This window comes from Solibacillus isronensis (assembly GCF_023715405.1).
Taxonomy (GTDB): Bacteria; Bacillota; Bacilli; order Bacillales_A; family Planococcaceae; genus Solibacillus; species Solibacillus isronensis_B.
Window position 1 is genome coordinate 205,139 of record NZ_JAMBOC010000003.1, and the last position, 14,294, is coordinate 219,432.

General features: G+C 39.5%; 16 protein-coding genes. 12 read left to right on the forward strand and 4 right to left on the reverse strand.

All coding sequences use genetic code 11. The features are described 5' to 3' along the window. The first annotated feature begins 66 nt into the window (after positions 1-66). From M3166_RS14760 to M3166_RS14795, 8 genes are all read left to right on the forward strand, one after another. Positions 67-564 carry an amidase domain-containing protein gene (locus M3166_RS14760; RefSeq protein WP_353056582.1) on the forward strand — a complete coding sequence of 166 codons (498 nt, stop codon included), beginning with the start codon at positions 67-69 and terminating at the stop codon, positions 562-564. Between the two features lie 186 nt (positions 565-750). Next, the gene (locus M3166_RS14765) at positions 751-1,314 is read left to right on the forward strand and encodes a nitroreductase family protein (protein ID WP_251690628.1); all 564 of its coding nucleotides are present in this window, start codon (positions 751-753) and stop codon (positions 1,312-1,314) included. 176 nt (positions 1,315-1,490) lie between these two features. Continuing rightward, positions 1,491-2,018, forward strand: a complete 528-nt coding sequence (locus M3166_RS14770; RefSeq protein WP_251690629.1) for a hypothetical protein — start codon at positions 1,491-1,493, stop codon at positions 2,016-2,018. A 325-nt stretch (positions 2,019-2,343) separates the two neighbouring features. After that, the gene (locus M3166_RS14775) at positions 2,344-2,970 is read left to right on the forward strand and encodes a general stress protein (RefSeq protein ID WP_251690630.1); all 627 of its coding nucleotides are present in this window, start codon (positions 2,344-2,346) and stop codon (positions 2,968-2,970) included. 457 nt (positions 2,971-3,427) lie between these two features. Then, on the forward strand, positions 3,428-4,126 hold the full coding sequence (locus tag M3166_RS14780; protein ID WP_251690631.1) for a CoA transferase subunit A: 699 nt from the start codon (positions 3,428-3,430) through the stop codon (positions 4,124-4,126). Then, entirely contained in the window at positions 4,126-4,758 is a 633-nt protein-coding gene (locus M3166_RS14785) for a 3-oxoacid CoA-transferase subunit B (RefSeq protein ID WP_435368084.1), read from the forward strand. The genes M3166_RS14780 and M3166_RS14785 overlap by 1 nt, the downstream gene beginning before the upstream one ends. A 273-nt stretch (positions 4,759-5,031) precedes the next feature. After that, the gene (locus M3166_RS14790; RefSeq protein WP_251690633.1) at positions 5,032-6,057 is read left to right on the forward strand and encodes a M14 family zinc carboxypeptidase; all 1,026 of its coding nucleotides are present in this window, start codon (positions 5,032-5,034) and stop codon (positions 6,055-6,057) included. A gap of 53 nt (positions 6,058-6,110) precedes the next feature. Then, the gene (locus tag M3166_RS14795; RefSeq protein ID WP_251690634.1) at positions 6,111-7,421 is read left to right on the forward strand and encodes a M14 family zinc carboxypeptidase; all 1,311 of its coding nucleotides are present in this window, start codon (positions 6,111-6,113) and stop codon (positions 7,419-7,421) included. 127 nt (positions 7,422-7,548) lie between these two features. Here the strand turns inward: M3166_RS14795 and M3166_RS14800 are convergent, their stop codons facing one another. Then, positions 7,549-7,950 carry a DoxX family protein gene (locus M3166_RS14800; protein WP_251690635.1) on the reverse strand — a complete coding sequence of 134 codons (402 nt, stop codon included), beginning with the start codon at positions 7,948-7,950 and terminating at the stop codon, positions 7,549-7,551. Positions 7,951-8,407: 457 nt separating this feature from the next. Here M3166_RS14800 and M3166_RS14805 point away from each other — a divergent pair, with 457 nt between their 5' ends. The 4 genes from M3166_RS14805 to M3166_RS19520 all read left to right on the forward strand — a co-directional run bounded on the left by M3166_RS14805 (position 8,408) and on the right by M3166_RS19520 (position 11,069). Then, positions 8,408-8,971 (forward strand): sigma-70 family RNA polymerase sigma factor, encoded by a 564-nt coding sequence (locus M3166_RS14805; protein ID WP_251690636.1) that lies wholly within the window; start codon positions 8,408-8,410, stop codon positions 8,969-8,971. Beyond that, a complete protein-coding gene (locus M3166_RS14810; protein ID WP_251690637.1) occupies positions 8,968-9,987 on the forward strand; it encodes a DUF4179 domain-containing protein in 1,020 nt (339 codons plus the stop codon). Before M3166_RS14805 ends, M3166_RS14810 begins: the two co-directional genes overlap by 4 nt. A gap of 238 nt (positions 9,988-10,225) precedes the next feature. Then, positions 10,226-10,459: a hypothetical protein gene (locus tag M3166_RS14815; protein WP_251690638.1), complete on the forward strand. Its 234-nt coding sequence runs from the start codon at positions 10,226-10,228 to the stop codon at positions 10,457-10,459. A gap of 34 nt (positions 10,460-10,493) precedes the next feature. After that, entirely contained in the window at positions 10,494-11,069 is a 576-nt protein-coding gene (locus M3166_RS19520) for an SF0329 family protein (RefSeq protein WP_353056585.1), read from the forward strand. Positions 11,070-11,095: 26 nt separating this feature from the next. Here M3166_RS19520 and M3166_RS14825 read toward each other — a convergent pair whose 3' ends face one another. The 3 genes from M3166_RS14825 to M3166_RS14835 all read right to left on the reverse strand — a co-directional run bounded on the left by M3166_RS14825 (position 11,096) and on the right by M3166_RS14835 (position 14,058). Then, positions 11,096-11,293, reverse strand: a complete 198-nt coding sequence (locus M3166_RS14825) for a YwbE family protein (RefSeq protein WP_251690640.1) — start codon at positions 11,291-11,293, stop codon at positions 11,096-11,098. A gap of 70 nt (positions 11,294-11,363) precedes the next feature. Beyond that, a complete protein-coding gene (locus tag M3166_RS14830) occupies positions 11,364-12,281 on the reverse strand; it encodes a dipeptidase (protein ID WP_251690641.1) in 918 nt (305 codons plus the stop codon). A gap of 73 nt (positions 12,282-12,354) precedes the next feature. Then, positions 12,355-14,058, reverse strand: coding sequence for an ABC transporter ATP-binding protein (locus tag M3166_RS14835; RefSeq protein WP_251690642.1), 1,704 nt, complete (start codon positions 14,056-14,058; stop codon positions 12,355-12,357). Between the last annotated feature and the right edge of the window lie 236 nt (positions 14,059-14,294).

A 14,294-nucleotide genomic window follows, 5' to 3' on the forward strand; every position in this document is an offset into this window, starting at 1 on the left:
GCTCTACATTCACAACACTTTCATAATTAGAAAGTACTCGACATACGCTGTGAAAAAAGGAGAAGATTGTTGCCTACTTATAATCGGATGGCTGCTGTGGCTTATGCAAATAAATGGTGGGATAGCTTTAATCCTGAATATCCGGTATTTCGGGATGACTGTACAAATTTTATTTCCCAATGTTTACGTGCTGGAGGGGCTCCAATGCGGGGGGCACCGAACCGTGGGCAAGGCTGGTGGATGATCGGACAACCGGAGCGCTGGAGTTATAGCTGGTCTGTTGCACATTCTCTTCGCTGGTATTTGGAAACGTCCACGCAAGGCTTACGCGCGACTAGGGTAAGCTCGCCAAGTGAACTGCAGCTTGGCGATCTCATTTTTTACGATTTTACAGGGGACGGCCGTATCGATCACAGTACAATTGTGACGCGAATTGAGCAGGGGGTTCCGTATGTTAATGCACATACATCGAACAGCAGCGACCGCATCTATACGTATGAAGATTCCACTGCCTATACTCCAAACATGCAGTATTACTATTACCATATTGAAGATGAGTTTTGAATGTCTTTATGGGAAGAGAGAGTGGTGAAATAAGCAGAGTTTTTCCGCTTGTTTAATACGTTACTTAACAGAATTGTGGTAACCTGCCTTATAATGAACCTTTTTAATAGAATTCCCTCAATGTAATATGTTAAATAGAGATCATTCATGCTAATGTAATAGTAGTAATTGAAGGAGGATTTGGCGATGACTTTATCAGTAAGAGACGCAGTATTGCAACGTCGTTCGATTAAACTGTTTAACGGACAGCAAGTTGACAAAAAGGCAGTAATGGAAATTTTGGATGATGCAAAATGGGCACCGAATCACGGCAACCGTCAGCCATGGCGCATTGTAGTAGGTGCAGAGGAGCAGCTGCCAAAAGTACATGAACTGCTTCGAGACCTTGCAGTTCCGAAATGGCAGGAGCTTTCAGAAGATGCGCTTGCTATACAAATGAAAAAATTCACATTGGCCGGTGCGTACGCATTTGTGCTTGTGACAGAAGATGTTCGTCAAAAAGAACGGTTGGAAGACTATGCGGCTGCCGCTTGCTATTTACAAAATGTGCAACTGCTGGCATGGGAAAAAGGCATCGGTACTTGTTGGAAAACACCGGGCTTCTTAGACAACCCGAAATTCCGTGAAGCATTAAACGCACAGCCGCATGAGCGTGTCATTTCGATGTTCCAGTTTGGTTATTACGATAATGTGCCAAATGTAAGAGTACGTAAAGAGCTTACTGAGTTCGTAACGGAATTTGGTCAATAATAATAGGATTGAATGCATGAGGAAACAATGATTTCCTCATTCATTTTTTATATTCCTAAAAAAGCAAAGGGGGGGCCGCATTATGTGGCAGCCCCTTTAATTATTCCCTGACGAATAATTTGCAAGGATTGATCGCAACCTAGTATACAATTCATCTAAGAAAGGATGAGATATAAATGAAAAAAGTATTATTTCTGCTCGGGCTTCTATTATTAGCAGGGTGTTCGGAGGAAATAGTCGCGTATGAGGGGATGCCGTTAAAAATTGCTGTTTTAGGGGAGTTCCAAGATCAGTACAATACTAATATAGAAATTGTAGAAATTACATTCGAGGAAATTGAAGAAACGGTTACGGATCAAACTTTACAATTTGATGCACTTTTTATTACGCCACTTGTATTTGGACAAGCTTCCATGGATGAATATATTAGAGTATATGAGGAGGCAATCATTCCGATCGTTTATTATGAAGCAGCGAAAGGGCATTTTGCTTTTACGAAGGAAAATATAACGTATGATACACTGCATTTTCAAAATCTTGTAAACGGTTCACATTCAACGCTTTATTTACATAATGAAATTCCGGTAGGGAATGAATTGGCAGAGAGAAAAAGTGGTATCTATGTTTGTAATTTTTATTTAAACGGGAATCGTTATGATATTATGCTGAAAGAAATTTATGAAAAAATTGAAACACTAACTTGATATAAGAGAAAAAATCCCGTTCCAAAGTTTTATTAGCTGTGGAACGGGATTTCGCTATTTTTATATTGCCATTAATTCTAATTTAGGTGCGCGTTTACGATGTGTGATTACGCCGGAAAGAACCGTCATGAAAAATACACTAGCAACAGTTACGATATACAAGGCACTAGATATTCGCGGTTCATCGAAAGCAGAATATCTGTACGGAACCAATTTTGAAACGGAATACCGCAGGAGTTTATCGTCTGCAAACTATTTTAAAAAAAGTTTTGTATGGGTGAGATGGGGAAAAGGTACTTACGAATAATTTAATGGAGGGATGCAAATGTTTTTTGATGAGCCGAAACAGAAAATTGATGTTGCCTATACGAAACAGGAATTGCTAGAAAAACTCCAGGAATTACGTAGACCGGACAATGAATTGGAAGGTACACATATTTATGTTTTAACAAAGGATGTAGACGAATTTCACTCCATCGCACGTGATCAGCAAGTGTCACTTATTACAACAAATGGAGTCCGCAGTATAGTGAAAACAGCATTAACGAAAGAATCGCCGATTGAAGAAAAACTTCGCCGCCTCGGTTTACCGGAAAATAAGCGACTTGAATACGAAAAAATAATTGAAGATGGCGGTAAACTGCTCATAACAGGTACCGACCCATTTGATGAAGAAGATTGGACAGGCCATACACTCGATGAATGGATTACAAACCGGTCCAATCCATCGAACCTCATTAACAAAGAGGTAATGGATGAACGACCTGTACCATTTGAGCCTGAGAAAAAATATGAAGCATTACCGAATACAAGTGTTGCAGGAGATTTTGGCCGCAGCGGTGATGTGGATGATCCGGATATTATTCCGTTACAAGACGATCAGCGCATTGTTCGCGACCCGAATACAAAAGAAATTGGAATTTATCAGGCACCGCATGAAAAACAAAATTAAAATGGAGAGTCAGACTGTTCTTTTGGGCGGTTTGGCTTTTTTGTGTGGGGGCGGGAGCAGGAATTTATTAGAACAATTGGAGGGGTTATTAGAAAGTTGGGGGAGAGTATTAGAAAATGAGTCAGCGTAGACTGTATTTTTATCGGAAAAGGTGCTCAGGAAGGCCGGGACTGATTTTTTTTAGAACAATGTTGCGGGTTATTAGAACAACGGTGGGGGATATTCGAAAATGAAGCGAAGATATTAGAACAAAGCGCGGACTTATTATAACATCTCAGTAATATATTTGAAAATCGGTAGTTTATTAGAACAAATAAAAATATATTAGAACATTTCGAAATTTATTAGAAAATGCACGCACGACAAATTGCCAAACCGCCAATAGAAAAACAGATTTTTAAAGGGAATCTCGTCTTTTTGTAGAATATTTTGTATGGATGTGAAAGGGGATAAGGACATGGACAAAGTAGTAGCTTCTGTACAACAAGCGATTCAGGCAATAGACGATGGAGCTGTATTATTGGTGGGGGGCTTCGGGTTATGCGGTATTCCAGAAAATCTAATTCAGGCGGTAAAAGATAAAGGAACAAAAAATCTGACGGTTGTCAGCAATAACTGTGGTGTCGATGATTTCGGTCTCGGCATTCTGTTACAAGACAAGCAGATTACGAAAATCATTGCTTCCTATGTAGGGGAAAATAAAACATTCGAACAGCAATTTTTAAACGGTGAGCTTGAAGTGGAATTGACACCACAAGGCACATTAGCGGAACGTATTCGTGCTGGCGGTGCGGGTATACCGGGATTTTATACGGCAACAGGTGTTGGTACGCCAATCGCAGAGGGGAAAGAGACGAAGGAGTTCGACGGCAAGACATACTTGCTTGAACGCGCGATTACAGGGGATTTTGCGCTTGTGAAAGCATGGAAAGCCGATCGCTCCGGAAATCTTGTATTCCGTAAAACATCGCGCAACTTTAACCCGCTATGTGCAACAGCAGGTAAAGTGACGATTGTCGAGGTGGAGCAGCTTGTTGAAACGGGCGAACTGGATCCGGACGAAATTCATCTGCCGGGCATTTATGTGCAGCATATCGTCCACAGCCCATCATTTGAAAAGCGCATTGAACGCCGTACTGTAAGGGGGGAAGCATGATGGACCAACGCATGAAAATTATCCAACGCGCAGTGAAGGAAATTCAGGACGGAACGTATGTGAACTTAGGTATCGGTATGCCAACTTTGATCGCAAATGAAATTCCGGAACATTATAATGTGATGCTGCAGTCGGAAAACGGGCTCCTTGGAATTGGGCCGTACCCGACAGATGCAGAAGTCGATGCCGATCTGATCAATGCAGGGAAGGAAACGGTCACAGCAAAAGTGGGCGCGACGTTTTTTGATAGCGCGGAAAGCTTTGCAATGATTCGTGGCGGACATATTGATTTGGCTATTCTCGGTGGAATGGAAGTTTCTGAAGAGGGGGACTTGGCCAACTGGATGATTCCTGGAAAAGTAGTGAAAGGAATGGGCGGGGCGATGGACTTAGTTGTCGGCGCAAAAAAGGTCATCGTCATTATGGAACATACGAACAAATACGGTGAGTCCAAAGTAAAACGTGAATGCTCATTGCCGTTGACAGGCAAAAGTGTCGTTCACCGGTTAATTACCGATATGGCGGTCTTTGATTTTCAAGATGGCAAGATGCAGCTAGTGGAGCTTCAGGATGGGATGACGCTAGAAGAAGTGCAGGAAAAAACAGAAGCTATATTTGAAGTGAAACTGTAAAATCATGCGCAAAAAGCAGCTCAGCTTTTTGCGCATTTTTAATTTCTACACAACAGGGTTTAGTGACTTTTACTCTATAAAAACTTGAAAAGAACAGCGAAATAGTGAGTAAAATAATATACACCATTATTGGTAAATTAAAACAAATTCTCTATGTTTGATGCAATTAAATTGATAGATTCCCTCTATATACCAATATCGAATTGGTGGATATTCTTATAGTATGAATTATTATTTTGATAATTTTGAAAATTAAAGTAATGGAGGGGTCTTATGAAAAAGAAAGCGTTAGCACTATCCTTAACTGGTATTTTGGCACTGGGAGCTGTTACACCAGCTTCATTAACTGCCTATGCTGTAGGTGAAGGACCGAACTATGGTGGAAATGAATCGATTCAAACGTCAATCCTATATACTTACGATGAAATGGTAAATTATCTTAAAAAGCAAGACGCGAAACAAGATGCTATGCAGCTTGAAGTAATCGGTCAGACTGTAAAAAAAAGAGATATTTACATGGCGAAATATATTACAAATCCTAACAACCCGACAATCCTATTTTTGACACAACAGCACGGTAATGAACAATTAACTACAGAAGGTGCATTGGAATTTATCAAGCATCTTGGCACAGGTAAAACAAAGGGTGTTCTTGATAAGGTCAATATTCTTATTGTGCCAATGTTAAATGCAGATGGTGCAATGGGAGATGTCGACTTTTCTCTTGATGATTATATCGCTGACGGAGGTCGAAATCTAACTCGATACAATGCGGTAGGGGCAGACTTAAATCGTGATCATGTTGATAAAGTGCATCCGGAAACTCAGGCTCTTCATAAAAATGTCTTACAAAAGTATGATATTGACTACATGATTGACCTGCATCACCAAGGTACTCAGGCAAGACGAGACGGGAAATTAGTGTCAGGATCTATGCTTTATCCTACGAATGATAAAGTGAAGCCGGAAGTATTAGAGAAATCGAAAAAATTGGGAGCTGTTGTATTTAATGCTGTTGATTCTACTGGATGGGGTCATTTAGCCAAATATAATGGCGGCAATGGTGAGAATATTGGCCGTAATGGTGCCGCAGTTCAGTATGATATCGCGACGCTCCTTTTTGAAATGCGCGGAATGTCCGATCATTTTAATGAATCGGCAGTGATTGGTCAAAAAAGTAATGGTTACTTAATCAAACAAACGATTACAACACTTGATGCCGCTGTTCAAGCAATAGCAGACGGTTCAATTGAAAGTGCAGATATCAGTTTCTGGGATACGCTGGATACTCAAAGATAATGTTGACAGTGTAATCGGTAGTTAGAATAGGACAATCATAATGGAGGGATTTTATGAAAAAGAAATTTTCAAACGCTATTTTACCAACTGCATTGGCTCTGACATTAGGTGTTTCTTCTGTTGCCTTTGCAACTCCGCAATCATCACCAAACGGACCTTACATCGAGGACAATCAAAATATATCACTATCAAGTTATATGTCAAATGAGGAATTAGCAAAGAAGCTTCAAAATCTTGAACGATCTGCAAATGGAAAGATGAAGCTTGAAATTGCCGGTTATTCAAATCTCTCGCCAGATGGCTATCAAACGGAAGCCGAAAAAGGTGAACCAATCTATTTAGCCAAATTTGGAGATAACGATCCGAATAAGAAACGTATTTTAATTACTGCTCAGATTCATGGAAATGAGCAAATTGGTGCCGAAGCTGCGATTGATATTATGCAGAAGCTTTCATCAAACGGGAAGGAAATTAAGGAAATTTTAGATAATGTATCAATCTGGATCATGCCGCGCATTAACCCAGAAGGAGCAGACAACAAGTATGAGGGTAGGTGGTATCCGACTCGCTATACACACCAGACTTGGCTGCCGGAAAACATTGGGTTGCCAACGAACACTGTTGCTCCGTGGTACTACAATAAAGATGGTAGTGAGAGAGCACAGAATAATGAGGGTCGCGTAGTATACGGAATCCCGGGGTATGATCAGAACAGGGATTACAATCCGAATCTTGATTTTAGAGTAGAAAATCAAGAACTAGACAAAGTGGCTACGTTCTTAAACTCAAGAACAACAAATAACAGTAGATATGGCGGCTTCTATGTGACAGCGGAAGCACGCACAGTAACAAGAGTATTCCAAGAGTTCCAACCGGATGTTTATGTAGATGTTCATCACCGCGGTTTCAATACAGTATCTGATGAGGATAATCGCTCGGTTCCGGTGCAATTTGCAGCAGTGGTAGCAGAGCCCTATACAGATCCATTTACTGGGAAACAGTATGAAGTTGATGAAGATGTCCTTACACTTGCAAAACAAGTAAATGCTCTCTCGGCACTTTCACTTCAAAAAGGAAACTCACATTTTGGAGCTGTTCAAAAATATCCTAATGTAAATTTACCGGGCACGGCTCTTGGTGCGTTTGCATTAAACGATTCATCAATTATGCTGATTGAAATTAAAGGCCAGAGTCAAACTTTAGGGCAAAAGCAGTCTGGTATGTTGAAGGAAACGGTTACGCAGCCTTTAATGGCAGTTTTCAAAGGTCTGGCTGATGGCTCAATTTACGAAGTTGATACAACCGTATATGATCGAATTCCAGAGTCCTCCAACCCAATCAGTGACCCTACTTCAAGGAATTGATAGGATTTGTATAGAAGAAATGCAAATGGTTTAGGACCATATTGTAAACACTTTTATCTTAAAGAAATGAAAAAGGAGCAAGAGAGTCTTGTTATGGACATCTTTTGCTCCTTTTCTATGTTTATTATTAATCCGCTTTATTCATTAATTTAGCATCAAGTGATAATGGAGAACGATCAGCGAACATGAAATAAATACCTAGAGCTACGTATACAACCTCTAATTCATATCCAGCGTAAGTACCGTCACCAAATAATCCAAGTGATAGTTTAGCTGTGAAGATTGCACCGATCATAATCACTGCAAATAGAGCGCCGACTACTCGAGTACCAAGTCCAAGAATTAATAATAAACCTCCGACTAATTCAATAATTGCTACTACAAATGCAAGACTACTCATTAAACCAAGTGACTCGAAGTAACCTGCTGTATTCTCGATCCCACCTTGAAACTTAACAAATCCGTGGTAAAAGAACATAAAACCAAACACTACTCGTACAAGTAATGATGCCCATTGTTGTTTCGTCATAAAAAATTCCCCCTAATAACTTTTTGTAAATTACTTATTAAAAGTAAGCTATATGGTGAAAAATAAAGTGATCTACAGTTATGTAGGTCACACCCTCATCGATTACTTTTCGTAACCTAGTGTAATAAAGTAATCTAAGGGTTTCAACAGTATTAACGTAATTAAAAGGGAAATGGTCGTTTTCGACGGGAAATATGGTTATTTGACGGGAATATCAACTTCTTGTGTAATGTCAAAAATCAGATTTATGGGGTATCGGATGCCGACCTGATAGATCTGTAATTTCTAAAATAAAGTGACGTGTTTCTGCAAAAATACAGGACCGCGTTTTTTATTTGTAGATTATAATCAACTGAAAGAATTAACTTTACATAAATAAATATTTTGAGAATAAATAGGATTAGCTTTCGTTGTACTTTATGAAAAAGCTTTTTCAATAACATAGGGAGCGAAGTAAATGAATAGTTCATCAACCAACTTTATTAAGCGATTAAAAAAACGAAAAGAAGATGCACTCGAATATATTATTGATGCCTATATGCCTCTTGTCAAAACGATTGCTACGAAAATCTTATGCAATATGAAAAGACAGGATATTGATGAGTGTATCAATGATGTTTTCTTAACAGTTTGGCAAAACGCACATCAATTTCAAGGAAATGCTGAAGATTTTAAGAAGTGGATTGGCATCATCACAAAATATAAAGCAATTGACCGATATCGCCAAACAGAAAAACAAATTGCTCGAGAACAATCCGATGTGCTGCTTGAACAAAAAGCCAGCAGTCTACAGACGGATCGATTTATTTTACAACGTGAGGATAAAAATGAAATATTACTAGCTATTAGTCAATTAGCAGAAATTGACCGGGATATCTTTATCATGAAATATTATTTGGAGCTATCCAATAACGAAATCGCTGAAAATTTAAGTCTTTCCAAAGCTGCTGTTGATAATCGCTTATATCGAGGAAAAAAAATATTAGCTACCAATACAAAATTAAAGGAGCGATTTTTATGAGTCTGAAAAAATGGACAGAATTGGATATCGATCATCTCGATTTGGTCGAAGTGTCCGAGATGGAAAAAGCTCGTGTCAAACAACATGTATTAAAGAAACATAAAAGAGCACCTATTTTGCGAAATATTGCGGTTGCATCCATCATCGTGCTAAGTGCAACGATCACAACTGGCTTCGCCTTTCCTACAATTGCATCGCAGATTCCGTTTATGGATAATATTATAAGTTACTTTACGGATGATGAACGTTCTACTAACTTTGAAAACTTTTCTACTGATGTGGGACTTATTGAAACGAGCAATGGTACGACGGTGATGATAGAGAATGCTGTTTATGATGGAACGAATATTACCGTATCCTACGCCATAGAAACTGAGCGACCATTTGGTGATGAAAGTAGTACACTTTCTCACCACTCATTTAATGTGGAAGATTCAATGGGGGGGAGTGGTTCACGTGAAATAAAGAGAATTACTGACACACGTTATGTTGGTATTGAGACTATTACACCATTTTTCAAAGATGCTCAACACCCAGAAACGGTCCAGGTAAAATGGGAGCCAACAATAATAAGAGATAATGAAGGTGCAGAAATAGAAGGTGATTGGTCCTTTGCCTTTTCTCTAAAACGTTTAGAAGGAAACGTAGCACTTCTGAACGAAACCGTGCAAAATGAAGACGTACTATTCACGCTCCAATCAGTTGAATATACGCCAGTATCAACAATTATTTCCTATGAACAAGTGGTGACGGATGAATTGCTGAAATCTTGGGAAAGTGTGACACCTGTATTTAGAGTATCAGACGACCTTGGACATGTGTATTTAGATGAGCTTGGTGGTGGGGGTATGTCTCACGATAACGGTAAAACATTTAAGGGGACTACTGAATTTGGAACAATTCAAGAAGGTGCAAGCCAATTGATCATCCAGCCCATTGAAATTGCCAGTCTTAATTTTGGAAAAGGTCATATAGAAATAGAACTTGATCCTATTGTGATTGAATTGAATCAATAATTTGGAGCTAGCTATTTGAAGTTGATTTTTTTAAGGGCGCTTTCTGAAATAAGAAAAGCGTCTTTTCATTTATTAGATAAACAGTTAGACATAGATGTTAGAATAAAAACTTAAAAACATACGATAGGGGCTATTTATGAAAATAGTAGAAGTATCCGGCAAAGTAGTGATAGATGACTTTGAATTATACGGCCACGTTGAACATGAACACATATAGTAATTAGAAGGAAGATGAGTAATGGAAACGACAACACCTTGGTACTTAAAGAAAAAAACATTATATTTTTTCTGTATTGTAACCCCGCCAATCGGTTATCTTGTCTTACTAACGAACTTAAAGAAGTTTGAACAGACTCAAAAAAACGAGTGTTTATCAATCGCAACTATTATGATGGCAATTTTCGTTGTTGAAATTCTTACCAGAAAATTTAAATACCTTGCTAGAAGTGGAGAACTTCGGAACCCCATTTGAAGCAATTACTAATTTTTAGAAAGGCTGATCGATTATTAAATGGAGTAAAACTAAATCAACACTTGAAGGTTTTATATGTGAAAAGTTACAAGGAAGAATTAAAATATATGCAACTGTCTACCGGAAATTTCATGATGGTCCAAGCAGGGTCTGGATTACATTTGATAAAAAAGAAATTATAAGTGCTTCGGATGTTACTTATCAAACAAGACATGAAGAAACATACCGCAAAATAAAAGAGGAAGAAAATTTAAGAGGGATTCCATTCAATCCGGATTGGGACGAAATGTTTCATTCTCCTGAGCGACAAGCATTGGTAAAAGCATCCGATAAATCTGAAGAAATGATGATTAACCAAAATATTTTCAGCAGTTATCACTTTTATGCGCCCTTTATGGAATATAGTTCATTGTCCATTGATGAAGCGTTAACTTCCGAAAATATAATGATACAGGCATTTGCAATGTTTGATAGAAGGCTAGGCAAAAGAAGGTTGGAAAACTTGATGCTTACGAGCAAAAATACACACCCATTAATTTTGAGATTTTATAAAATCCGATGTGATGTTGAAGGGATTGCAGTAACAGAAAATCCCCCGCCTAAAATGTAGGTAGGGGAATAGTTTTGCTTTGATACTTACTTCGGATAAGTCTGACACACACGTCCAATTTGTCCATCAGCCAACCGCACTTTAATGCCGTGGGGATGGGAGCTGCTGTTTGTCAGTAAGTCCTTTACGATGCCGCGTGTTGTTTTGCCTGTACGCTGGTCTTTTTTTAGTACGATATCAACTTCCAAGCCAGGAAAGACATCGCTTCGGTTTTTGCCGTTCATAGTAAAACGTCCTCTCATTCATAAGTTTCTCTAGTATAGCACGAAACCGAAGAGGACCTGACGTTACAGCCTATTTCGGCAAATGCTTCAAAAAATTTGCAGCCGCAAATCCACGCACGTCCTGTTCACTGTAATTCTTTAGCAGCTCATTAACTAAGTTTTGATGCATTCCAGAATGTTCAAGATGGGAAATCTTCGCATCGATTCCATCAAAATCAGATCCAAGCCCAATCAAATGCTTCCCGCCAAGTGAACAAATATAGTCAATATGACGAATCAAGTCCGTCATGCTCGCTTTATTTGTGCCGTTTATAAATTCAGGATAGTACACAACATGAATCGGTGCATTTTTTTCAATCATCGCTTTTATTTGTGCATCGTTCAAATTGCGCTCATGTTTGCAAATAGCCATGGCATTTGAATGAGAAGCGATCACATAATCGGCATGCTCGATTACATCCCAAAAGCTTCGTTCATGTAGATGGGTAACATCGGTGAAGAGGCGATGTTCATTATTCAGCTTGATGATTTCTTTGCCAAACGGTGTAACGCCAATCTGTGATGTACTATGTAAACCGTCTGCCGCTTCGTTTGAGTAATTCCATGTAAGCCCGATCGACAACACGCCAAGCTCAAGGAACTGATGCCAAAAATCAATGTCGCCACCGAAAAAATCAACGCCTTCAATCGTTAAAAAGGCGCCAGTTTGTCCTGGCTGGAGCATATCAAAATCCGTCCATTTCTTAATATGCACGACGTGTTCACTTAGCACTTCCTGCTGAAAATGCGCAATTTGTTTGAAAGCAGCAGCCCGTTTTTCCTCCAAAGTTAAAGTAGGGTAAACATAAACCGCAAACGCCTGTGCCATTACATTTCCTGCGCGAAGTTTATCGGCATTTACATCAAGCAGACCATCGTTAAACCGGTGACCGTCCTGCTGCATACGCCACAATGCATCACAATGTAAATCAATTACTGGAATACTCATTAAAAAACCCCCTCCATTTTGGTGAAAAAAAGGTGAATGACCGCAATCATCCACCTCATCTTACTTTTAATCTTTATGCATGATGAAGCCCTGCAAAAATACCGCCTTTTGCGACAAGCTCTTCATATGTGCCTTGCTCTTCAATTCCATTTGGTGTGACGACTAAAATATAGTCCGCATCGCGAATTGTCGCTAAACGGTGCGCAATGATCAATGTCGTCCGGTTTTTCGCCAAATCATTCAACGACTGCTGGATAATCCGCTCAGTCGCTGTATCTAAGGCAGATGTTGCCTCATCCAAAATTAAAATTGGCGGGTTTTTCAGGAACATTCGCGCAATTGCAAGACGCTGTTTTTGTCCGCCCGATAATTTCAGACCACGTTCACCGATTTCCGTCTCAAAGCCATCCGGTAAATTCTCGATAAATTCCAGCAAGTTCGCCTGCTCGGCCGCTGCTTTAATATCCTCGAAGCTCGCACCTAATTTACCATATTCGATATTTTCACGGATAGTACCTGTAAATAAAAATACATCCTGCTGTACTGTACCGATTTGCTTGCGGAGCGACTGCTGTGTTAAATCGCGGATATCATAACCGTCAATTGTAATCGCACCATCCGTAATATCGTAAAAGCGGGGGATTAGTGCACTGATCGTCGTTTTCCCTGAACCGGACGGGCCGACAAAGGCAACCGTTTTTCCTGCTTCCACCTTGAACGATAGATTGTTCAGAACTTGCTTGCTGTCCGCATATTTGAAGTCCACGTTTTTAAACTCGATATCGCCGTTTAATTGGTCAACATCAATTGCATTTGGGCGGTCGACAATCGTCGGCTCCTGGTCAAGCAGATCGCAGAAACGTTTAAAGCCGGCCATTCCTTTTGGATACATTTCGAGCAATGCACTGATCTTATCGATTGGTCTAATTAATACATTCGTAAATAAAATGAAGCTTGCAAACTCCCCGGCTGATAGATTGTCGTTAAATGAAAGCCAAGCGCCAACAACAAGCACGAGCAATGTCAATAGACGTGTTAAAAAGTAAATGCTTGAATGCGTACCGGCCATTACTTTATAGGCATAGATTTTCGCTTTACGGAAAAGAGCATTTTGGTCTTTGAAGCGGTTCGTTTCGAATTCTTCATTTGTAAATGATTTCACGACGCGAATACCGGAGAAGCTGTCTTCCACACGGCCATTGACGTTCGCAATTTCAGTGTACATAACGCTCCAGCCTTTTTTCATTCGTCTATTGCTCCAATACATAACTGCAATTAAAAACGGAACGAATATCAGAATAATCGTCGCAAGGGTCGCGTTAATGTTGAACATAATTGTAAACGCCCCGATGAAGGTCATCATTGCGATGAACAAATCTTCCGGACCATGATGCGCAAACTCCCCGATATCGAATAAGTCATTCGTAATACGACTCATTAAATGACCTGTTTTCATATTATCGAAAAACGTATAAGGCTGACGCTGCACATGATTGAACAGTTGCTGGCGCATATCGGTTTCGATATTGACCCCGAGTTTATGCCCCAAATAGTTCACGACAAAGTTCATGCCCGTACTTAAAATATACGTCAGTAAAAGAAGCGCACTGATTTTCGTAATCATGCCCCAATCGTTTGTCGGGAGCAGATCATCGATAAACCACTGCACAGCCATCGGGAACAGCAATTCCAAAACGGCCACAAATACCGCACATGAGAAGTCGATAATGAACAATCGCTTATGCGGCTTATAATACGTAAAAAATCTTGCTAGCATTTCTAGTCCTTTCTGTTAAACAACTCAAAACTGAGTGCAACCGGTTGTAATAGTAGTGAAAATGATTCTTACTCGGATTATAACATTTTTTGGGAGCTTTTCGAGAGGCGAAATTTTGGAGCAGAAAAATTTAAATTTAATTTCATGGAGAATTTGGAGACGATACTATGAAAGTGAGATTTATTTATAAGGCATGTTAGTTATGATAAGAAAAAAGAAATGGTAAACTAAAAGAA

Excerpts from the sequence above, each read along its gene's own strand:
- M3166_RS14765 (WP_251690628.1), top strand. The coding sequence starts at position 751 with ATGACTTTATCAGTAAGAGACGCAGTATTGCAACGTCGTTCGATTAAA.
- M3166_RS14770 (WP_251690629.1), top strand. The coding sequence starts at position 1,491 with ATGAAAAAAGTATTATTTCTGCTCGGGCTTCTATTATTAGCAGGGTGT.
- M3166_RS14775 (WP_251690630.1), top strand. The coding sequence starts at position 2,344 with ATGTTTTTTGATGAGCCGAAACAGAAAATTGATGTTGCCTATACGAAA.
- M3166_RS14780 (WP_251690631.1), top strand. The coding sequence starts at position 3,428 with ATGGACAAAGTAGTAGCTTCTGTACAACAAGCGATTCAGGCAATAGAC.
- M3166_RS14785 (WP_435368084.1), top strand. The coding sequence starts at position 4,126 with ATGGACCAACGCATGAAAATTATCCAACGCGCAGTGAAGGAAATTCAG.
- M3166_RS14790 (WP_251690633.1), top strand. The coding sequence starts at position 5,032 with ATGAAAAAGAAAGCGTTAGCACTATCCTTAACTGGTATTTTGGCACTG.
- M3166_RS14795 (WP_251690634.1), top strand. The coding sequence starts at position 6,111 with ATGAAAAAGAAATTTTCAAACGCTATTTTACCAACTGCATTGGCTCTG.
- M3166_RS14800 (WP_251690635.1), bottom strand. The coding sequence starts at position 7,950 with ATGACGAAACAACAATGGGCATCATTACTTGTACGAGTAGTGTTTGGT.
- M3166_RS14805 (WP_251690636.1), top strand. The coding sequence starts at position 8,408 with ATGAATAGTTCATCAACCAACTTTATTAAGCGATTAAAAAAACGAAAA.
- M3166_RS14810 (WP_251690637.1), top strand. The coding sequence starts at position 8,968 with ATGAGTCTGAAAAAATGGACAGAATTGGATATCGATCATCTCGATTTG.
- M3166_RS14815 (WP_251690638.1), top strand. The coding sequence starts at position 10,226 with ATGGAAACGACAACACCTTGGTACTTAAAGAAAAAAACATTATATTTT.
- M3166_RS14825 (WP_251690640.1), bottom strand. The coding sequence starts at position 11,293 with ATGAACGGCAAAAACCGAAGCGATGTCTTTCCTGGCTTGGAAGTTGAT.
- M3166_RS14830 (WP_251690641.1), bottom strand. The coding sequence starts at position 12,281 with ATGAGTATTCCAGTAATTGATTTACATTGTGATGCATTGTGGCGTATG.
- M3166_RS14835 (WP_251690642.1), bottom strand. The coding sequence starts at position 14,058 with ATGCTAGCAAGATTTTTTACGTATTATAAGCCGCATAAGCGATTGTTC.